Here is a 21795-nt window from a genome sequence, read left to right on the forward strand (position 1 = left end):
ACAACCTTTGCTAAAATGATTAATTGATGAATTTCACACCTTTGGCAACTTTATAGATTGTGGCTCGACTGACCCCAAATTGTTTGGCAATATTAGTCGCTGAGGTATGACGGTCGCTCATCAGCTGGCGAATCATTTGTTTTTCATCATCGGTGAGTTTTTCAGGTCGTCCGCCTAAGCGACCCCGAGCACGAGCTGAGCTTAAACCTGCTTGGGTACGTTCTCGAATCAACTCTCGCTCAAATTCAGCAAGGGATGCAAACAAGTGAAAGGTGAGTTTGCCTGATGTGGTACTGGTATCAATGCTTTCTTTGATGGAAACTAGCTCACAGCCAATTTCTTGCAGTTGATTGACGATAGTGATTAAATCTTTAAGACTACGACCCAGTCTATCAAGTCGCCAGATGTATAGCGTATCACCATTTCGCAACGCTTGAAGACAGTTTTCCAGTTGAGGACGTTTGTCTTTTACTGAAGATATTTTCTCTTGAAAGATTTTTTCACAACCGCAGTTTGTTAGTGCATCCAATTGTAAATCAAGGTGTTGGTCAAGCGTCGATGTGCGAGCATAGCCGATTTTCATAAGTGCCTTTATAGGTGTTTATAAAGCAAAATATAAGGCTTTATTATACGCTATTTTATAAATGAGTTAATATACAAAAAATTGCTAGGATAGCCATTAAAAATGGGTGAAAATAAACTGTCTATTAAACCCTGGTTTTTTAGACAGTTGAAAAACGCTTAAAAATACTCGACAAAATTCCTTACCGCCCTATTTTTTCCGTTTTCTGTGCTGACCCCTATTCTTTTCTTTTCTTTTCTTAGTCATGGTAAACTCCTGTTTAGGTTGTTAGTTTACCAAATATTTTCTTCCGTTTTTTTCAGCATACATCAATATTTTACAGTCTCAATTTTGCGATATTTTGTTTATAAATCAAAGCGAAGGAGTTATGTCATAATGAATCATATTTATAAAGTTATCTTTAACAAGGCTACAGGCACTTTTATGGCGGTTGCTGAGTATGCTCGAGGTCAAGGTAAAAAAGCAAATAGAGTCAAATCAGAAGGCGTCAAATCAGTATACTTTACGTTTACTGCACTAGCTTCTAGCTTTGTACTGATGAATAGTGCAGTAGCAGCAATTGGCGATACGCTACCAACCACTGTCACAACAGATGCTAATGGCACGACAGCCTTTAATTACTGCTACTATGATGTGACAAGCAAAACAGTGATTTGCGGTGACGCGACAACCACTTCTGCAACAGGTGTAACAGGCTCAGTGATACTAGGTGCTGGCGCTAAATCTATCACAAATAACGCTGTGGCCATCGGGAACAATGCGATTTCTTCATCGCCAAATGATATCTCCATTGGTAATGGCGCTAACGCCATTGCTGGTGACGGGGTAGCGATTGGTACCAATGCTAAGGTTAATATCGGTACTTCTGGGGTTGTTTCTGCGGCACGCGGTATCGCAATTGGTCTCGATTCAAATGCACAGGTTGCCAGTTCTATTGCAATGGGGAATGGTGCAACAACGACGGGTACTGGTAATATTGCTAATTCAATCGCTATTGGTACAGGAGCGCGAACTTACGGCACAAACTCGATTGCTATAGGTGTGGGCACTGGGCAAAATGCGACACAACCCAACAATGTAGCGGTTGGCATCAATTCAGGGCAAAATGTCACAGCTGGTGATACGGTAGCCAACTCAGGTACAGCGGTTGGTGGTTCAACCAATGTAGCACTAGGCGTTACCAGCGGTAACAACGTGGCAGGCAATGGTAACTTAGCTGTGGGCACCAATGCTGGTAATAGAGTTAAGGTGCTTGGCGCTTCCGTAACATTGCCAGATGGCACGGTACAAGACACGGGACCTAGCTCACTGTATTGCTTATTCCCACCTTTTTACTGTAACGGCGGTTCAGGTAACGGCGGTAACAATACCGCTATTGGTCCAGCAGCGGCAAATGATGTCAGTGGCGCTCAAAATATTGGTTTAGGATTTAGAGCCGGTAGTTTTACCACAGGTAACAATAACTTATCCATTGGGCAATTAGCTGGATTTCAAACGAATGGTTCGGGTAATGTTGGTGTTGGTTCATTTGCAAGCTCTTCGATGATTGGTCATCAAAACTCTGCAGTAGGTAATGCCAGCGGTAGCAATATAATAGGTAGCTATAACAGTACGCTAGGTGTCAATTCAGGTCAAAATGTGAAGGGTGAAAGTAACATCGGTATCGGCAATGCAACTGGTCAGTTTGTAAGCGGTAATGAAAATATTGCGATTGGTAAAAATGCCGGCAAAGGCGCTACTGGCGCACCAATCGTGGTGAATCGCTCAGTTGCTGGCGGTAGCCAAGCCATGGCCTACGGTGATGATTCGATTGCTATGGGTACTGGTGCTATCGCAGGGATAGTAGGTGCTAACACTACCCAAGTCAACGCAATTGCCATTGGTAAAGGCGCACAAGCGACTGGTAAGCAGTCGATCTCTGTCGGTACGGGTAATGTCGTCAGCGGTGATAACTCAGGTGCATTTGGTGATCCGACCACCATCAGCGGCACAGGCTCATACAGCACCGGTAACAACAATACCATCACCACCAATGATACATTTGTCGTAGGTAGTAATGTCACCAAAACGCTAGACAACTCAGTATTCCTAGGTAAAGATGCTGCGTACACCGCCAAAGGTGCTTCTACAGACGGCGTAGAAAAAGTCCCTGATGCCAAAGTTGGCGGTATCACCTATGCTGGCACAAGCTTTGCTGGTCAAACACCGGTGGGCGTGGTGACTGTTGGTGATGTCGGCAAAGAGCGTCGCATCCAAAATGTGGCAGCAGGTAAGATTGCTGCGACCAGTACAGATGCGATTAATGGTAGCCAGCTGTATGCAGTGGCTAGCAAGCTTGGTGAGCAAGTTGAGAATACTTATTTCCATGTGAATACCGGCACCAATGCAGGTACAGGCGATGCAACGACCAACTTAGGTAAGATCACAGATGCAGCTGGTGCACAAGCGACAGGTGCGTTAACCGCAGGTATCAATACCATCGCAACCGGCAAATCGTCTGTTTCTATCGGTCATAAGGCACAGGCAAAAGCTGATAATGACATCGCCATCGGTAACCTAGCGGGTTCGGGTCGTGGTGACAAGGGCAGTGACTTTACCGCAGGTACGACATTTGCCGCAGGGACGGTTTATTCTGGTGGAACCACGCAGACAGTTACATCTATCGCTACCAATTCCGGTATCTCCATCGGTCAAAATTCAGGTACAAACTCAACGGGCGTGAATAACACCATGATCGGTACTGCTGCCGGTGAGCAGCTGTTTGGTGATAACACCGTGACCATCGGTACCAATGCTAATAACTACCGTGTCAATGGCTTCTCAAACGGTCAGGTCAATACCAACAATAACACCGTAGATGCTCTGTCAGGCAACACTAAAAACGCCGCCAATGCCGTAAACCGCAGCCGTAAATCGGTAGCTATCGGTAACAATGCCATGACTTATGATGACAGCAACATCGCCATCGGTGATGGTGCCAAATCATTGGGCGCAAGCAGTATCGCCATGGGTACAGGTGCGCGTGCCGGTATGGCGTATGCGACCGTAGGCGGTGTCGCTCGTGGTGATGGCGGCTCGATCGCCATCGGTAAGAACTCGGTCGCTCCACTCGAAGGCGATCTGTCTATCGGTGTCAATACCGGTAGCCGTGTCAACCAAAATACGATCCCAGCCCACCAAATGACAACCACCAGAAACATCAGCGTCGGCTATGATGTGGGCGGTAATGTCTATGGCTATACCAACACAGTGATCGGTACCAGTTCAGGCAGCAATATCGGTACTGCCGCTGTGCCAAACTACGCCAATGTCGCCATCGGTGATCAGGTCGGTAAAGGTATCCGTGGTAATAACAATGTCAATATCGGCTACCAAGGCGGTAACAATATTACCAGTAACTCAAATACCAGTATTGGCACTCGTTCAGGCTCACATGTCAGCGGTGCTAATAACGTAACCACCGGTACTTTCTCTGGTAACTATGTCAGCGGTACCGACAACTGGGCAGCTGGTGTGGAGTCTGGTACGCATGTGGGTGTGCTAAGCAATGCTTCTAGTTTGAATATCAACGACAATCAGTTTTATGCAGGTAGCACCCAATTAGTCAAACGCAGCGCCACTGCCAACGTGGCGGCAGGTAAAAACGCTGGTCAATATATCAACGGCAGTAGAAATATCGCCTTTGGTCAAAATGCTGGTCAGTATGTCGGCCATAAAGGCACAACATTTGGTGCGGTCAGTAATAACAACATCGCCATGGGCGAAAAAGCCGGTCAATATATCGAAGGTAGCGATAACTTTGCCGTAGGCTTGGAAGCAGGTCGTGGCACAGGCACTGATGCGACATTGACCCGTCATCGTTCAATCAGCCAAGGCTTTAAAGCGAATGCCTATACCAATGACAGTATTGCCATCGGTAGCAACTCTGTAGCAGGTGTGCAGTCTGCTAATGGTGCAGGCAAAATCAATGCCATCGCTATCGGTACTGGCGCACAAGCGACTGGTAAGCAGTCGATCTCTATCGGTACCCAAAACCGTGTAACAGCAGACAACGCTGGTGCCATCGGTGACCCATCAATCGTTAGCGGTGCAGGTTCTTATACTTTAGGTAATGACAATGCCGTCGGCAGTACATCAACCAATGTCGGTGCCTTTGGTAACAACAACCAAATCGGTGCAACTGCAAATTATGATGCGAACGGTAAGTTAATTGCATTGAATGGTTTAGCTGATACTGCTGCAGTAGAAAATTCTCGTGCTGTGGGTAACAAAAACTATATCAACACCTCTAACACCTATGTATTAGGTAGCGGTGTGGGTACTAAAGATAACGGTACTGTGCTAGATACAGTAGCAAATTCTGTTTATTTAGGTAATGACAGTACTGTTGCTAAAGGCGCAGCAGTAGGCACCAAAAACCTTGACAAAGAAGGTGTTGCAGGTACAACAACAACCGCTGGTGATGCAGGTACTGTAGAAACAGCTACAGTAAACGGTGTGACTTATGGTAGCTTTGCTGGTAAAACAGCAGCAGGTGCGGTATCTGTGGGTTCTGCAGGTCTTGAGCGTCGTGTGATGAATGTGGCAGCAGGCGAAATCTCTGCTACTTCAACCGATGCCATCAATGGTAGCCAGTTGTATGCGACTAATGCCAAACTGGGCAATGTGGCCAATACCGTGGTGGAAAACTTCGGTGGTAATGCCACTTTGGATGCAGATGGCAACATTACATACACTAATATCGGCAATACCGGTAAAGACAATATCCATGATGCGATTCAGGCCGCTACCACAGTAGTGAAAGCGGGTACTAATGTTGTTGTGGATGAAGCGACCAATGCAACTACTGGTCAAAAAGAATACACCGTCAATGCGTGGGATACGACTGTATCGGCTGCTGCAGACAGTGCTGTTACTGTAACACCAACCATTGATGATACCAACCGTACCCGTGCGTATGAAGTGACGGTAAATACCGACGGCAATACCATTAAAGTAGAAAATGGCCAGCTGACCGCGAATACCACACCTTTAGCCACTACCGACGGTAAGGTTGATGCTCCTGCCAATGCAGATGCACTGGCAACTGCAGGTGACATCGCTAATGCGATTAACAACTCTGGTTGGAAAGCAACATCAGGTGCAACAGGTTCAGGTGTTGTTGATGGCACGACAGAAGAGCTAATCAACCCATCTGAAACAGTAACATTCCAAGCTGGCGATAACATGGTTCTAAACCAAGCTGAAAATGTATTCACTTACAGCTTGAATAAAGACATCAACATCAACAGCGTACAGTTCAACGATGGTCCTAAGATCACCAACGATGGCGACAACATCAAGGTTGGTGATAAAGACGGTAATGCCACGAAGATCACCAATGTAGCCGCAGGTACAGACGACACAGATGCTGTAAACATGAGCCAGTTGGAAAAAGCTCAAGCAGCTGCAACCACCAAGGTTGAAGAAGCTGACGGCATCAATGTAGAAGCTACACCAAATGCTGACGGTTCAACCACTTACACCGTATCTGCTAAGACTGATGGTACTACTACGAAGATTGATGACAACGGCAACATCGCAGCTGTCACCACCACCTTTAAACCATCTACCGATGGCAAAGTGGGTGCACCTGTTGACAATGGTGATTCACTAGTAACGGCAAATACTGTCGCTGACGCTATTAACAACTCTGGTTGGAAAGCAACATCAGGTGCAACAGGTTCAGGTGTTGTTGATGGCACGACAGTAGAGCTAATCAACCCATCTGAAACAGTAACATTCCAAGCTGGCGATAACATGGTTCTAAACCAAGCTGAAAATGTATTCACTTACAGCTTGAATAAAGACATCAACATCAACAGCGTACAGTTCAACGATGGTCCTAAGATCACCAACGATGGCGACAACATCAAGGTTGGTGATAAAGACGGTAATGCCACGAAGATCACCAATGTAGCCGCAGGCGTCGATGCGACTGATGCAGTCAATGTCAGCCAGTTGAAAGGTGCAGTAGATGCACTGGGTGGCGGAGCAGCTATCAACACTGATGGTACTATCAAAGCACCAACTTATAACATTACCAACCCTGCTAATGGTACAGTGACGGCAGCCAACAATGTTGGTGATGCGTTAAAAGGCTTAAATGATGCGGTAAATAGCCCATTGACTTTCAAAGGCGACAGTGGCGAATTTAACCGCAATTTAGGTCAAACCACTACCGTTAAAGGTGGCATCACTGATACGGCTAAATTGTCTGACAATAACATTGGTGTTGTGGCTAAAGATGGTACTTTAGATATCAAATTGGCGAAAGATATTGCTGTGGATAGTGTGAAAACAGGCGATACTACAGTGAATACCTATGGTGTTTCTATTGCCAATGCTGATCCAAACAAAGTGGTAAGTTTAACTGCCAGCGGTTTAAATAACGGCAATAACCGTATCACAAATGTGGCGGCAGGTCAGGCAGGAACAGATGCAGTTAATAAAGACCAATTAGACAAAGCTCAAGCAGCTGCAACCACCAAGGTTGAAGAAGCTGACGGCATCAAAGTAGTACCTACAACAAATGCTGACGATTCAACCACTTACACCGTATCTGCTAAGACTGATGGTACTACTACGAAGATTGATGGCAACGGCAACATCGCAGCTGTCACCACCACCTTTACACCATCTACCGATGGCAAAGTGGGTGCACCTGTTGGCAATGGTGATTCACTAGTAACGGCAAATACTGTCGCTGACGCTATTAACAACTCTGGTTGGAAAGCAACATCAGGTGCAACAGGTTCAGGTGTTGTTGATGGCACGACAGAAGAGCTAATCAACCCATCTGAAACAGTAACATTCCGAGCTGGCGATAACATGGTTCTAAACCAAGCTGAAAATGTATTCACTTACAGCTTGAATAAAGACATCAACATCAACAGCGTACAGTTCAACGATGGTCCTAAGATCACCAACGATGGCGACAACATCAAGGTTGGTGATAAAGACGGTAATGCCACGAAGATCACCAATGTAAAAGCAGGTGAAGCTGATACTGATGCTGTGAATGTCAGCCAGTTGAAAGAAGCTGCTAATAACCTAGTGACCACTGGCTTTAATATTGCTGACGGTAAAGGTGGTAATGACAATGTTAAACTTGGTGAGACTGTAACGTTTACAGATCCAGCAGGTAACATCATCACTACTGTAACTGACAACAAAGTTGAGTTCGGTCTAAACAGCACCCTAAGCGTAGGTAAAGATGGCGAACCTGGCAAAGTTGGCATCAAAGGTGCTGACGGCAAAGACGCTATTAGCCTAAATGGTGAAGACGGTACTATCGGTCTAAAAGGTGCTGACGGTAAAGACGGCATCAGCCTAAATGGTAAAGACGGTACCATCGGCATCAACGGTAAAGACGGTGCTAACGCAACGCTAACAGTTGAAAAAGCCAAACCTGCCCTAGATGGCAAAGACGGTCAAAACGGTGAAGACGGTCAAACTCGCATTGTTTACACCAAGCCAAACGGTTCTAAGGAAGAAGTTGCTACCTTGAATGACGGTCTAAACTTCAAAGCAGACGATGGCAGCATCGTAGCGAAGAAGCTTAATGAAACTCTAGAGATCGTAGGCGGTGCAGACAAAGACAAATTGACAGACAACAACATCGGCGTGAACAACAAAGATGGTAAGTTGACTGTACAGTTGGCTAAAGACCTAAAAGGCATTGATAGCATCACAGTTAACAATGGCCCTGTTATCAGCGGCAACGGTATTGACATGAAAGGTGATAAGATCACTAATGTCAAAGCTGGTACCGAAGATAATGACGCAGTGAACGTAAGTCAATTGAAAGCAGTTGAAGCAACAGCAAATCAAGGTTGGAATTTGACTACTAATGGTAAAGCTGATAGTAAATCAAATGTAAAACCTGGTGATACTGTCGACTTTGCGAATACTGATCGCAATGTGAAGATTGAAAACACTGGCAACAATGTTACCGTCAATCTAAACAAAGACATCGACTTGACTAAAGACGGCTCTGTAACCATTGGCGATACAAAAGTCAATAATGATGGTTTAACCATCGTTGGTGGCCCAAGTGTTACTAAGTCTGGTATCGATGCTGGTGATAAGAAAATCACCAAACTTGCTGATGGTGAAATCTCAGCTACCAGCAAAGATGCGGTGAACGGCAGCCAGTTGTACACTTTACAACAAGCGGCTGTTGCGGCGAAGACTGAAGTTAAGGCAGGTGATAATGTTGAGGTTAAGAAAGAGTCAGGAGGTAATGGTCAAGACATCTATACAGTAAGTGCAAAAGATACTTCAGCAAGTGTAACCGCTGGCTCTGATGCGATCACTGTAAATAAAGCAGATCCTAAGAAGGTAGGTACTGTTGATGTTACTGACTATAAAGTTGACTTATCTCAAGCAACTAAAGACAATATCCAAAAAGGAGTTGATGCTAAAGACATCGTGGATAACAAGGGTCTGACCTTCGCTGGTGACAATAACAGCTCTACAGAGGTTCAAAAACTAGGTAGTACCGTAAATGTTAACGGTGATAGCAACATTACCACACAAGCATCAGGCAATACTGTAAAAGTTACACTAAACCCAAATGTAACAGTAGAGAGCCTAACAGCAACTAATTCTGTTAATGTGGGTTCTGGTGGTGCTCAAGTTGCCCTAACTACCAATGTTGGCAAAGATGGTGTGCGAGAGCTGAGTGTGGGTAGTGCAAATGCTCCGACTCGAATCACCAACGTCGCCCCAGGCGTCGATGCGACTGATGCAGTAAATATGAATCAACTTAAGGATTTTGGCTATAACCTTGGTAATAAGATTGATAAAGTTGGTGATGAAGCCAACGCTGGTGTGTCATCAGCAATGGCTATGGCAGCTTTACCGCAAGCTTACATCCCTGGTAAGAGCATGGCAACAGGTGGTATGGCTACTTATAACGGACAAGGAGCAGTAGCTGTTGGTATATCTAAACTGTCTGATAACGGTCGCTGGGTACTAAAAATCAGTGGTAGTGCGGATACTGAAGGTAATGTAGGTGGTGCAGTGGGTGCAGGTTTCCACTTCTAAGCCATCATCAGGATGCTTGTGCCAATCGGTGCAAGCATCCCCCGATTTAATTATATTTTAAGGGTATATTATGAAAAAGTTACAAGGTCTAAGCATCTTGGCGGCCTCGGTACTGGCCATCACTGGCTGTATGGGTACCAAGCAAGTCAGCCAAAATATCTCTAATCAAGGCACCATCGCTGCCGAAGACATCTATTTCCCAGAGCTGAATAAAGCATGGCAAAAAGATGGTCAATTTCCAAATAGTGAAAACCTTTCAAAAATTAAGCCTGGTATCGCCAAAGATGAGCTTTATCAATTGATTGGCCGTCCCCATTTTAGTGAGGCACAACATGCTCGTGAATGGGACTACATCATGAAGTTCTATCAACCTGATAACAGCGTTAAGATTTGTCAATATAAGGTTATTTTTGATACCGACTTTAAAGGTCAAGAGTTTTATTGGAAGCCAGCTGATTGCCCTCCACAAAAACCAGTAGTGGCACCTGCTCAGCCACCCTCTGCTCCAATAGTAACCGTAGCTCCTGCTCCACTTAAAGAGCGTATTAACTTAGGTGCAGATGCCTTATTTAAATTTGATAAGTGGCAGCCAGAAAATATGCTACCACAAGGCAGAGCTGAACTTGATGCGTTAGCAACCAAACTCAGAGAGTATCAGACTATGGGGGATACCCGTATTGTCATTACAGGTCATACAGACCGTAAAGGGGATGATATGTATAACATGAACTTATCACAATTACGTGCTCAAACTGTACGTGCTTATCTGGTAAATCAAGGGGTTGATCCTGCCTCAATACTGGCAGTTGGCGCAGGTAAATCACAGCCTGTTAAAGAGTGTTCAACCAACCTTCCTCGTCAACAAGAAATTGATTGCTTACAACCAAATAGAAGAGTCAGCCTAGACATAACAGTGATTAAATAATTTTTCGATACTTTTCCAAACCTTGTGTAACTGTTTTAGTCCTGTTAGCAAATTGCAGTTACACAGAATTCGGGATGGGCTCAACTTAGCTACATTGAGCCTAACTAAAAATACATTACCCACGATAACCGTCATCATGGGGCGCTAACGCATCAACCTGCTGATCTGAGAACAACTCACGAATGTCATCATCCGTATATTCCGTATCGTCAGGTTGCTTATGTTGTCCATGCTTCTGCTCAGTTGGCTGATCATTAGCTTTAACTGCCTCTTCATCTAGACCAATATCACCCCCCAAGCTTTTCACCATACTTGCAAACAACTCTTTGTCTGACTTTCTGGTTAAAAATTGTGGGAAGTTTTTCGCAAAGTAGTTTTGAATAAATTTTTCATCCTCACTCTCTCCTGCTAACACCTGTCCTAAAAAAGCGCCCATCAATATTTTTTGTTTATTTAAGCGCTTATCAAGCTTTACTTGTTGCAGCCTCGCTTTACGCTTTAACTCCTCTGTAATCATCTGACCATACCCTATTGCGGAGGTTGCCAAACATGAGGTAGCAACTCATCAAGCTGCCTATTGGAATGGGTGGGCAGCCGTCTAAGCACATCAGCCAAATAGGCATAAGGGTCAATACCATTTAACCTTGCAGACTGGACAAGCGACATAATCACTGCTGCACGCTGGCCACTTCTGAGCGAACCTGCGAACAACCAATTCTTACGCCCGAGTGCCCAAGGACGCATCTGATTTTCTGCCCCTTGCGAAGCAGTGCTTCTCATATCAATTGGCAAACTGCCATCATCCAGATACTGGGTGAGTGCCATCCAACGTTTTAAGCAATAATCAATCGCCTTCGTAATACTGGCATTCTTACTGGTTAACTGTCTTTTCTCTTGTAGCCATCGATATAGGCTATCAGCAATTGGTTTTGCTTTATCCTGCCTAATTTGCCTGACTACGTTGACATCTCTAGGTGTTGGCGGCTGATTCTTCTCAAACCGCTCATCAATCTCACGCTCAACGGCATACAGCTGCCCAAACAAATCCAACACTTCAATGCTGATAAGGCTTTGCCCGGTTACCTGTAGCTCATAAAACTTACGTCTGGCATGTGCCATACAACCGATTTCAGTAACGCCCTGATGAAACAAGAACTTATAACCATTATAATCATCGCAAACCAGCTTGCCTTGCCACTTTTGCAGAAAATCTTTAGGATGCTCATTGCGACGACTTATCGCAAAGTCATATACCACCGCTTTAAAAGGGCTATGCTGAGGGGTAAGATATGCCCACACATAGCCTTTTTTCGGTGATGTGCCACCCACCTTCATAATGTTCACAGGCGTTTCATCGGCATGCAGAATCGGCTGACCCAGTAATAACTCACGTAGGCGTTGCACCAATGGTTCAAGCTCTACGCCACAGCGTCCGACCCAATCTGCCATGGTCGCATCAGGGATATTCACCCCACTTCGTAAGTAAATCAGATTTTGCCGATATAGCGGCTGATGGTCGGCGTACTTACTAATTAGGATATGTGCCAATAGCTCAGGGGTCGAAATACTTTTATCAATGATTTGGGGCGGTGTTTTGGCTTGAATAAGTCGTTGGCGGTCGCATTGGTTGCAGGTGTATTTGGGATAAACGTGACGTTCGATATAAAATCGCTTAGGGATCATGCCGAGTTTATCTTGCTTGTCTTGGCCGATTTGCTTCATTTGACAGCCACAGGCACAGATCGTCGTTGCTGGCTTATGAACGATGGTTTTCACATCCAGGTTGTCAGGGATAACAGCATGTCTTGGACGTTTGATCTTGGGATTAGTTTGTTTTTCGATGCAAGACTGGTCTACTGGGTCCTGGCTAATAAGGCTTTCCGCTTCGATAGGTTCAACGGTGGGTAAGCCAGCAAGTTCCTCTTGGCTTATGTCTTTGCGGTAGTCATCTCGTATTTGTTCAAGCGCAGATAAGTCTTCAAGCGCAGATTCTTGGTTTAAGTGGTCTTGCTTAGCAGTTAATCCTTCGCTTTTTTGTCCATACAGCTGATGGATAAGTTTTTTCTGCTTTTCAATAAGATCAAGCACAGTGCAGTATAGTTGTTCATTTTCTTGTTGAACTTTTTTAAGGGCGGTTTGTAGCTTGGTTTCTATCTTTTGAGCATGGATGAGTTGTTGCTGTTGTTGTTTGCTTTGTTGTTCAAGTAATAGATTGATGGCAGCCTGCTGTTTTGCTTGTTGTTCAAGCAGGGCGTTTTGGGCTTCAAGTTCGGCAATGCGTTGTAGGAGTGTTTGAGCGTCGGTCATGGCAGTATTCTGCCATAACCCTTATATATTGTCAGTTTACCCGTGGTGATAGTTGAGATTTTTTGGGTTGATGGTAAATCAGAGCGTAGATGAGTGGGGTGCTAAATGATTGGCGTTAGTATCTCTTTGCCTAGGTTGTGCCAAGGTAGTCCGTTAATGAGGGCATGAAATCGCTCATGGCTGATGGTGAGTCCTGTGGTTGGGTTGGTTAGGCTGTGATGTCGCATGAGCCGTTCGCCCAGTCCGTGAAATCTGCCGTCATCCAGTGTTCGGGTGCATAGCCAGATGCCGAGTCCATCATGGATGAGTATTTTTAGCCGTGTGCCTGTTTTATTATAAAATAGGTAGGCACAGCCTAGCCGAATGCCTTGATGATGCGCTATGATAAAGGCGAGTAGTTTGTTACTGCCACTTCGCATGTCCATGGGGGTGGTGGATAGCCAGATTTGCTGTGGGTTGATGAGTGGGTTCATTGTAGCCCCCGCAGTAGTTCGATGAGGCTGTGGTTGTCGATTTGGTCAATGCTTAGCTTTATTGACATCCCGTTATGACTGGAAATTTGAAGTTGTATGCCCGTAATGGTCGGTGTTATGGCAGTTGTTTGTGGTATTGGTTCATGCTTGGCTTTATGTTGCAGGGTAATAGGTAAAAAAGCAGGCTCATGCTCAATGAGGTTAGTTTCAATATTTGAGTTGGATAATGGTTGAGCTAAGGTTGCTACGATTTTCTCGTCTCTAGTAGCTTTTATCCATTTCTGCAGTAAGTTCGGGTTGATGCCGTGACCTTGAGCGAGATTTGCTATCGAGCGTTGGCCTGTTAAGGCTTGTTCTACGAGATAGGCCTTGAGTTCTTTGCTGTATGTCCGTCGCTTCGGTTTGGTTATGTCTATTTGTGCCATTTTAGTGCCCACTTCATTTTTAGTGGGCACTATCTCGCATTTTTTAGGTTGCTACTAGATGGGATGGTCGGATGCTTACACCACTGTTAATATTTACTGGTAAGCCAAATAAGCTATACACTTAGGGGTCACCACAGAAAACGGAAAAATAGCACACTAAGGAATTTAGTCGAGTATTTTTAAAAATGATAATGGGTGAGATATCTATAAAACGACCGTTTGGTAGTGTTCAAAAAACTGTGTCATTTCACTAAACTATTCACAATAGAAGGAATGACACCATGCAAAACTTTGACTTTAACGAAGCCTTAAAAGCCATTCAATCAGGTAAACCCATCACAGGCAGTGATGGTGTCCTTGCCCCGCTCATAAAGCAACTCACCGAAGCTGCCCTATCCGCTGAAATAGACAGCTACCTTGAACAAAATCCCAGTAGCAACCGCCGTAATGGCTACAGCAAAAAGACCGTCAAATCAGCCGTTGGTAGCTTTGAGCTTGAAACGCCACGTGACCGTAATGGGGAATTTGAGCCTGAGCGAGGAAATAGCGAAGCATCGCTTCGCCCGAGCGCAAGACTAAGGCTATGCCTGAGTGACTGGTTAAGAAGCATCAAACTAAGCTTACCGCTGAGATTGACAACCGTATCCTATCGCTATTCTCGCATGGCATGAGCTATACGGCTATCAAAGACCACATTGCTGAGATTTATCAGCTTGAGGTCTCAGAAGCCACCATCAGCAGTATTACTGACCAACTGATACCACAGCTTAAAGCATGGCAATCTCGACCACTTGATAGCGTCTATCCGTTTGTCTGGCTCGATGCCATTCACTACAAAGTCAAAGAAGAAGGACGCTATGTCAATAAAGCGGTTTACACGCTGTTAGCACTCAATACCGAAGGTCGTAAAGAACTCATTGGGCTATACTGCTCGGAAAGCGAAGGAGCCAATTATTGGTTGTCTGTGCTCACTGATTTACACAATCGTGGCGTACAGGATATTCTCATTGCTTGCCTTGCGAAGCAGTGCTTCTCAGGTTTAAAAGGCTTCCCTGAAGCCATTCAAGCCATATTCCCTAATACTGAGATGCAACTGTGTGTGATTCATCAAATCCGTAACAGTATTCGCTATGTGGCAAGCAAAGACCAAAAAGCCTTTATGCGTGATTTAAAGCCAGTATATAAGGCGGTGAATAAAGATTCGGCTGAACTGGCATTGGACGAACTTGATAGACTATGGGGCAGTAAGTACCCTGCCGTGATTGCTTCTTGGAGAGATAAATGGCATTTACTGTCTGCTTATTTTAAGTACCCCGAAGCGGTCAGAAAGCCTATTTACACGACCAATGCGGTTGAAGCGGTACATCGCCAGTTTCGTAAGCTAACTAACCAAAGGGGCTTTCTCTAATGAAACCAGCTTGCTTAAACTTTTATATGTTGGTATGTTAAATGCGTCCGAGAAATGGACGATGCCAATTAATAATTGGGGGCAAACGATGATGCAGTTATCTATCCATTTCCCTGGTCGATTAGATGCTGTAATGAGCCTCTAATTTAATTTATCCTGACACAGAATTTTGAACGCTCTCGACCGTTTTTTTAGCCTAGCAAGTTCGGCAGTTGAATCTTGTCTTTGGTTGCTTTGGATTGACCTTGATCGTATCTTTTAATCCAAGCATAAAGGCTATGGGTGATCATGCCTAAACGTGTAGCTACTTCTGCTACGCTATAGCCTTTTTCTGTCACTTGTTTAACTGCTTCGATTTTGAATTCTTCAGGGTATCGTTTACCGCTCATAATCACCTCATAAATTAGCCATTTTATCTAATTTTAAGGTGTCTACAAAATCGGTGGCTATTCAGATAGATGGCAGTAGAAAACCTCTATAATAAATGCAGTTGTAATCTTATAGAATTAAACTAATGGAAACAACTTTTGTCATCATTTAATCTACATAATAACAGCTACATTGTATTAAGCAATATTGAGAGACTTAACAGGCACCAGCCGATACAACGTCTGCGGATGCACCCCTAGAATTCTTGCCACCTCAGGATACGTCCGTCCAGCAGACAACTCCCGACGAGCCAGTTCCAACTTCTCCTCACTCACCCTAGGCTTACCTGGCACTTTACCACGGCGACGCGCTGCCGCAAGACCCGCCTTTACCCGCTCTTGAATCAGCTCACGCTCCATCTGACCCAGTGCTCCTAAAATATTAAAATACAACCGTCCTGCAGGCGTACTCGTATCAATACTCTCAGTAATACTCACAAGCTGTGCACCCGTCATCCGAATTTGCTCACTAATCTTAATCAAATCGGGTAGGGAACGACACAACCTATCTAACTTCCAAACCACCAACGTATCACCTTCACGTAAATAGCCTAACGCATCCGTTAACCCTTGGCGTTCTTTCACACTACTTATCTTATCGGTAAAAATTCGATCACAGCCATATTTACTTAACGCATCAAGCTGCAAAGACAAATCTTGCTCCTTGGTTGACACCCGAGCATAACCAATTACCTGAACCGTCAAAAAACCCTCCTAAAAAAATAGCCAACGACGCAGTAACCAAATAGTCAACAAATACCCACCCTCTGAAAAATATCGACTAATTTTAACTCACCTTATAACCATAACTAAAAGTTATCCAAATATAAGAAATAATATCTAAAAAGCATCAATTAAAATTTAGAATAAAAATATTATTGTCAATACAATAATTACAATAAAACACAAAAAATATTTACTAACGTAATATCATTGATAGGTTTTCATTGAAATAAATAATAGACAATATTATTGAATAAAATCAGGGAAAAAACAATCAAAACTGCTCATCTTGATTTATTCAATAATAACAGGTGTTTTTGTTGAATTAATATTTAAAGAAAACCTATAACATTTATTTATGATTTTGTTCTTTGATGATAAATTGATTATTTATTTTAAAAAATCCGTAAAAACTAGATAAAATGAAATACGATTCAAATAACGTATATTTTTCTAAAAATATGCTCTTATTTTCCATTAATTAGAAGTTATATCATTCATTGGAAATTCATTTCCATTATTTGTTAATTTTGTTAAAATCGGAAATAAAATACTAAATGAGATAATTGATGATTCCTCGAGAAAATTATTTACAGCAACTGATTCAATTTAAAGATTCAGATTTTATAAAAGTGATCACCGGGGTTCGCCGTTCTGGTAAATCCGTGTTGCTGATGCAATATCGAGATTATTTGCTGTCTCAACAAATTAATGCAGAAAATATTATTTATCTGAATTTTGAGAGCTTTGAGTACCAGTGGGTCAAAAATGCGGATGATTTTAGCCAATTAATCAATGAGAAACTTAAAGGCAGTGAAAATAAGGTCTATTTGTTATTTGATGAAATCCAATTTGTAGACGGATGGCAAAAAATCATTAATGCGGTCCGAGTTAGCTTTAATAGCGATATTGTGATTACAGGCTCTAATGCCAATTTACTCTCTGGGGAACTGGCGACTTTATTAAGCGGTCGCTATGTGGCGATTAACATTTATCCCTTGTCCTTTAGAGAGTATCTGTTAGCTAAGCAAGTACCTGTGGATTCTAGGTTGGTTGATAAATATTATCTTGAGTATGAACAATACGGCGGGTTTCCCAGTGTTGTTATGGCAGATGAGCCTTTAAAGGATACTATTTTATCAGGGATTTTTGATTCGATTGTGCTCAATGATATTGCGCATCGGGCAGGGGTGAAAGATACCCATATTTTAAAAAGCGTCATTTTATTTTTAGCTGATAATGTCGGGCAGTTAGTTAATCCAAGCAAAATCAGTAACACATTGACCAGTGAGCGAGTGCCAGCCTCGAATCATACCATTAGTAAATATCTTGAGTTATTAGAAAATGCGTTTTTGTTCTATAAGGTGCAGCAATATGATATCCGAGGTAAGGGCTATCTTAAAACCAATGCTAAGTACTTTATTGTCGATAATGGCTTAAGGCGTCATGCAATTGGTAAAAAAGCGGCAAATTATGCCAATCGGTTGGAAAATATTGTGTTTTTGGAGCTATTAAGACGGGGCTATACACTGGATGTGGGTCGTTTAGACAGTAAAGAAATTGATTTTGTGGCTCGCAGGGCAGATGAATTGCTGTATGTGCAAGTGACTTATCAAATCCCAGAGAATACCCATGAAACGGATAATTTATTACATATACGAGATAATCATAAAAAGATAGTCATTACAGGAAAGTATGATGAGCGTCGCCAAATTGACGGTATTCCACTGATTTATATTGTGGATTGGTTGTTAGAATCTAATGAATAAACAAAAATCAACTAATATAAAATAGATATTCTCCGCATATTTTGCGGTAATTGTTTGATATAATTACCGCATCTATTTTTATTACTATCAATTAATGCTGTATAAAAAATACATTCACGAATATCCCAACTGGACCGATTGGCAAATTGATAATAATCAGTTGTTACCATTGGTGGCTAATGTGCGTCTATTACAAGGTAAACTTTTGGGAAAAATGCAAAGCTTAGGCTTTGAGTTGCCGCTTGAAGCCCAATTGGACGCTGTGACGCTTGAAGTGATTAAAACGTCTGAGATAGAAGGGGAGATACTCAATAATGAGCAGGTACGCTCGTCAGTGGCTCGGCATTTAGGCATTGAACATCTATACGACCCGGATACCCTGGTAACACCCACTCGAGAAATCGATGCTATTGTAGAGATGATGTTAAGAGCCAGTTTTTATTTTAATCAACCACTGACGCTCGATGAAATCTTTGCTTGGCATCGTGCCTTATTTCCTACAAGCTTTAGCGGGCTATATAAAATACAAGCGGGTAGACTTCGAGATGATCGTACAGGTGCCATGCAAGTGGTATCAGGGGGTTATGGTCGCACTAAAGTGCATTTTGAAGCACCAACAGCACAACGATTGCCAGATGAGTTGGCTAAATTTATTGCTTGGTATAATGAGGAGCAACCTGATTTAGATTTAACCTTAAAAGCCGGTATTGCGCATTTATGGTTTGTGACCCTGCACCCCTTTGAAGATGGCAATGGGCGTTTAACGCGTGCGATTACCGAACGTATGCTCGCTAAAAGCGATGGCAGTGGCAGACGTTTCTATAGTATGTCAGCGCAAATTTTAACAACTCGGTCAGAATATTATACGATTTTGGAATCCACCCAAAAAGGCTTAACGTCAACAACAGATTGGTTAGTTTGGTTTTTACAAACGCTTGAACAGGCTTTAACTATGGCACTCACTCGTACCCAAAGGACGGTTGATAAAGCCCAATTTTGGCATACGCATCGGCATGCAACGTTTAATGAACGCCAAGTGATGATGATTAATCGATTGTGGCGCGACTTCTTTGGTAAATTGACCACCAAAAAATGGGCAGCCATGACCAAAACATCGGCAGATACAGCACTGAGAGATATCAATGACTTAGTAGAAAAAGGTGTACTGGTTAAATCTACAGAATCTGGGCGTAGTCAAAGCTATGAGCTAAGCGCTCACGCTGATAGCTAAAATAATTGTTTTTCGTGATAAATTTATCATGAGTTTAATCGGTTATGCCCGAGTGTCAACTTTTGAAGGGAAGCAATTGCTTGACCGTCAAGTTGATGCGTTAACAGAAATCGGCTGTGAGCGAATTTTTGAAGACAAAGCATCGGGAAGTAATTCCCAACGTAAAGGCTTGGATGATTGTCTCAACTATTTGCGAAAAGGCGATGTGCTTGTTGTTTTGGATTTGGATCGGTTAGGGCGGTTAGCCAGTGACCTTAGAACCTTTTCACAATCTTTTCAATAACAAAGCGATGAAAGCAAGATTGGTAAATTGAAGGCTCGAATTTAAATGACGCTCACAGTTTTTCCATAGACGTCTATTTTTCTCAAGCCAAGCAAACGAACGTTCTACAACCCATCGCTTTGGTATGACTTTAAACGTGTGCAGTTTATCTCTTTTGGCAACTTCTGTGGTAACGGTTTCGCCTAAAATAGATTTAACACTATTAGCAAATGGCTCACCTCGATAACCGCCATCAACCATCACATTTTTTACCCGGCTTAAGCGTTTAGCATTTTGACGAAGTAACGTTTTAGCACCTTCACGGTCGGTGATATTGGCAGTGGTAATACAGATAGCATGCGGCAAACCTTGGCTATCTACCGCAATATGGCGCTTAATCCCTGATACTTTTTTACCGGCATCATAGCCTTTGTGTTTGGCGGTATCTGTATTCTTAACGCTTTGAGCATCGATGATGATAAAACTGGTTTTGCCCTTACGGTTGTACTTCTTCCGCGCTTTTTTGACCAATTTTTTTTAAGGCTTGGTCAAGAATGCTGTTGCCTTCTTCGTCAAGCTCACTCCATTTCTGAAAGTACGAGTGGACGGTACGCCATTTGGGAAAGTCATGGGGCAGCTGTCGCCATTGGCAACCTGTTCTTAGTATATATAGCAAGCCACAAAATACGTCATAAAGGTCAACCGTTCTTGGTTTGGTCTTCTTCCTAGCACTTTCTAGAATGGGTAGTATGTGCTCAAATTGTTTTGTGTTAATGTCGCTTGAATAGGATTTTCTGATGGTGAATGATTCGGTTATTAATCAATTATGTGGCTTATCCTAGCATATTTTTTAATCGTGAACAGGTTCTAAGAAATTCTACGTTTGAGCTGTTTTATTTTAGGGGAGAGTTACAATGATTGACCAACACCCACTTGATTTACAACTCGACGCACTAACCAACTGTGTTTGTGAAAAAATCTTCCAAGAGTAAATATCCTCAGTAAAAGATAAACGTCCTTAACTAGAAAACTGCCTTCAAGCTTTGCGAGCTGTTGATATGCTCTACATATGGCGACCTAATGAGATCTAAATTGATTTAATAATACTCAAAGTCAGTAAGTCTTTGTTTTAGAAGGCGTTAAAATTCGACAAAATTCCTTAGCGTCCTATATGGTCCGTTTTCTGTGGTGACCCCTGTAAGCAGGTTTTTGAAGTTCGAATTATCAATCAAAAATTACGCCTTCATTTAAACGCAATTGCAAGCTATCAGTAAAGGTGACTGAAAAAGGTGTCGCGCCATTTAACTCAAGACTATTGAGCCTTTGTGTCATTGGGTGACTGTTCGTTGAATCAACACTTAGCTTAAGATTACCTTTAGTGGCAATTTTAGCGCCATTTAATGTACGTGTATCTGCGGTTGCCCGTATTAACGCATCATTTAACATTGAATATAAAACTAAGTCTGCCCAAGGTGCGGCAACTGAGACGCCGATCGTACCTGATAATGACAAGATGGATGTTTGAGGATTCTCTGGATGTTTGACAGAACTACTAAAATCCTTATCGTTTAAATTAAAATCAATATCGGTGACGAATTTCGGGTAGCCCCATAATTCTTTACCTGCACGACACGCAGCTTCAGTGGTTACCGGTAAATCACAAATCCACATACCGGTATTGCGTCGATCTGGTGGTAATGTCATTTCCCTCAATGGATGAGCAGGTGTGTCTTGGTCTGCAGGATAGACAAGCATACTCGATGCAACTTCGTGATAAGGCTCGCCATCCGTTAATTCACGATAATCATAGAAAGCTAGACTAAATAGCGCTTTATTGCCTATAAGCTTGGCAACCTTTAACTTTGGATTGTCCAATACACTGACTGCTTTGTCATAATCCACCATAAAAAAAGCAATCAGGCTTGACACATCAAAGTATTTAATAGGTAGCTGAGCTTGACCTTGTGACATCTGTCTTGTGTGGGTGGCTTGTTGAAAAAATGGGTCAGCATGCCATTTATTATTCACGTTTTTATTCATTATCATAGGTTAAGTACCTTTTTTATTATCAGATTGTTTTTAAGCGGTTTTATTTAAACATGACAATAAAAAAGTATAAATTATTGTTGTGTAAGGTAATGCGTTCTATTCAATTACTTTAAAGTTTGGTA

The 21795-nt window shown here is 42.9% G+C and carries 13 protein-coding genes and 2 pseudogenes; 6 read left to right on the forward strand and 9 right to left on the reverse strand.

The annotated features are described in order from the left end of the window. Positions 1–19: 19 nt before the first annotated feature. A complete protein-coding gene (locus AXE82_RS10890; protein ID WP_036600750.1) occupies positions 20–583 on the reverse strand; it encodes a recombinase family protein in 564 nt (187 codons plus the stop codon). Positions 584–958: 375 nt separating this feature from the next. Here AXE82_RS10890 and AXE82_RS12140 point away from each other — a divergent pair, with 375 nt between their 5' ends. Together AXE82_RS12140 and AXE82_RS10900 are read left to right on the forward strand one after the other, a co-directional pair. Continuing rightward, positions 959–9673: an ESPR-type extended signal peptide-containing protein gene (locus AXE82_RS12140; protein WP_062334997.1), complete on the forward strand. Its 8715-nt coding sequence runs from the start codon at positions 959–961 to the stop codon at positions 9671–9673. A 70-nt stretch (positions 9674–9743) separates the two neighbouring features. Further along, on the forward strand, positions 9744–10598 hold the full coding sequence (locus tag AXE82_RS10900) for an OmpA family protein (RefSeq protein WP_062334998.1): 855 nt from the start codon (positions 9744–9746) through the stop codon (positions 10596–10598). A 115-nt stretch (positions 10599–10713) separates the two neighbouring features. Here AXE82_RS10900 and AXE82_RS10905 read toward each other — a convergent pair whose 3' ends face one another. The 4 genes from AXE82_RS10905 to AXE82_RS10920 all read right to left on the reverse strand — a co-directional run bounded on the left by AXE82_RS10905 (position 10714) and on the right by AXE82_RS10920 (position 13803). Further along, positions 10714–11115, reverse strand: a complete 402-nt coding sequence (locus AXE82_RS10905; RefSeq protein WP_062335000.1) for a hypothetical protein — start codon at positions 11113–11115, stop codon at positions 10714–10716. Between the two features lie 11 nt (positions 11116–11126). Further along, positions 11127–12905, reverse strand: coding sequence for an IS66 family transposase (gene tnpC / locus AXE82_RS10910; RefSeq protein ID WP_062335002.1), 1779 nt, complete (start codon positions 12903–12905; stop codon positions 11127–11129). Between the two features lie 101 nt (positions 12906–13006). Continuing rightward, positions 13007–13378: an IS66 family insertion sequence element accessory protein TnpB gene (tnpB, locus tag AXE82_RS10915; RefSeq protein ID WP_062335004.1), complete on the reverse strand. Its 372-nt coding sequence runs from the start codon at positions 13376–13378 to the stop codon at positions 13007–13009. Continuing rightward, positions 13375–13803 carry a transposase gene (locus AXE82_RS10920; RefSeq protein WP_062335083.1) on the reverse strand — a complete coding sequence of 143 codons (429 nt, stop codon included), beginning with the start codon at positions 13801–13803 and terminating at the stop codon, positions 13375–13377. The genes tnpB and AXE82_RS10920 overlap by 4 nt, the downstream gene beginning before the upstream one ends. Before the next feature lie 281 nt (positions 13804–14084). On the opposite strand from AXE82_RS10920, the pseudogene AXE82_RS10925 reads away from it, so the two are divergent. Next, a pseudogene (locus tag AXE82_RS10925) lies at positions 14085–15356 on the forward strand (IS256 family transposase). A gap of 44 nt (positions 15357–15400) precedes the next feature. Here the strand turns inward: AXE82_RS10925 and AXE82_RS10930 are convergent. Both AXE82_RS10930 and AXE82_RS10935 read right to left on the reverse strand, forming a co-directional pair. After that, positions 15401–15600, reverse strand: a pseudogene (locus tag AXE82_RS10930) (transposase); the annotation flags it as partial. Between the two features lie 177 nt (positions 15601–15777). Continuing rightward, entirely contained in the window at positions 15778–16344 is a 567-nt protein-coding gene (locus AXE82_RS10935; RefSeq protein ID WP_062335006.1) for a recombinase family protein, read from the reverse strand. A gap of 587 nt (positions 16345–16931) precedes the next feature. Here AXE82_RS10935 and AXE82_RS10940 point away from each other — a divergent pair. The 3 genes from AXE82_RS10940 to AXE82_RS10950 all read left to right on the forward strand — a co-directional run bounded on the left by AXE82_RS10940 (position 16932) and on the right by AXE82_RS10950 (position 19645). Continuing rightward, entirely contained in the window at positions 16932–18131 is a 1200-nt protein-coding gene (locus tag AXE82_RS10940) for an ATP-binding protein (protein WP_062335008.1), read from the forward strand. A 94-nt stretch (positions 18132–18225) separates the two neighbouring features. Next, entirely contained in the window at positions 18226–19362 is a 1137-nt protein-coding gene (locus tag AXE82_RS10945) for a Fic family protein (protein ID WP_062335011.1), read from the forward strand. A gap of 28 nt (positions 19363–19390) precedes the next feature. Further along, a complete protein-coding gene (locus AXE82_RS10950) occupies positions 19391–19645 on the forward strand; it encodes a recombinase family protein (protein WP_418001146.1) in 255 nt (84 codons plus the stop codon). On the opposite strand, the gene AXE82_RS10955 is transcribed toward AXE82_RS10950, so the two are convergent. Both AXE82_RS10955 and AXE82_RS10960 read right to left on the reverse strand, forming a co-directional pair. Then, positions 19628–20423 (reverse strand): IS5 family transposase gene (locus AXE82_RS10955; protein ID WP_115304626.1). Its coding sequence is split into 2 segments (ribosomal slippage): positions 19628–20161 and positions 20163–20423, totalling 795 coding nucleotides; the frame shifts between segments, so codons are not numbered across the junction. The genes AXE82_RS10950 and AXE82_RS10955 overlap by 18 nt on opposite strands. A gap of 425 nt (positions 20424–20848) precedes the next feature. Next, positions 20849–21670: an acetoacetate decarboxylase family protein gene (locus AXE82_RS10960; protein ID WP_062335014.1), complete on the reverse strand. Its 822-nt coding sequence runs from the start codon at positions 21668–21670 to the stop codon at positions 20849–20851. Between the last annotated feature and the right edge of the window lie 125 nt (positions 21671–21795).

Origin of the sequence: Moraxella osloensis, from assembly GCF_001553955.1 — a bacterium.
Taxonomy (GTDB): Bacteria; Pseudomonadota; Gammaproteobacteria; order Pseudomonadales; family Moraxellaceae; genus Faucicola; species Faucicola osloensis.

Excerpts from the sequence above, each read along its gene's own strand:
- AXE82_RS10890 (WP_036600750.1), bottom strand. The coding sequence starts at position 583 with ATGAAAATCGGCTATGCTCGCACATCGACGCTTGACCAACACCTTGAT.
- AXE82_RS12140 (WP_062334997.1), top strand. The coding sequence starts at position 959 with ATGAATCATATTTATAAAGTTATCTTTAACAAGGCTACAGGCACTTTT.
- AXE82_RS10900 (WP_062334998.1), top strand. The coding sequence starts at position 9,744 with ATGAAAAAGTTACAAGGTCTAAGCATCTTGGCGGCCTCGGTACTGGCC.
- AXE82_RS10905 (WP_062335000.1), bottom strand. The coding sequence starts at position 11,115 with ATGATTACAGAGGAGTTAAAGCGTAAAGCGAGGCTGCAACAAGTAAAG.
- tnpC (WP_062335002.1), bottom strand. The coding sequence starts at position 12,905 with ATGACCGACGCTCAAACACTCCTACAACGCATTGCCGAACTTGAAGCC.
- tnpB (WP_062335004.1), bottom strand. The coding sequence starts at position 13,378 with ATGAACCCACTCATCAACCCACAGCAAATCTGGCTATCCACCACCCCC.
- AXE82_RS10920 (WP_062335083.1), bottom strand. The coding sequence starts at position 13,803 with ATGGCACAAATAGACATAACCAAACCGAAGCGACGGACATACAGCAAA.
- AXE82_RS10940 (WP_062335008.1), top strand. The coding sequence starts at position 16,932 with ATGATTCCTCGAGAAAATTATTTACAGCAACTGATTCAATTTAAAGAT.
- AXE82_RS10945 (WP_062335011.1), top strand. The coding sequence starts at position 18,226 with ATGCTGTATAAAAAATACATTCACGAATATCCCAACTGGACCGATTGG.
- AXE82_RS10950 (WP_418001146.1), top strand. The coding sequence starts at position 19,391 with ATGAGTTTAATCGGTTATGCCCGAGTGTCAACTTTTGAAGGGAAGCAA.
- AXE82_RS10960 (WP_062335014.1), bottom strand. The coding sequence starts at position 21,670 with ATGATAATGAATAAAAACGTGAATAATAAATGGCATGCTGACCCATTT.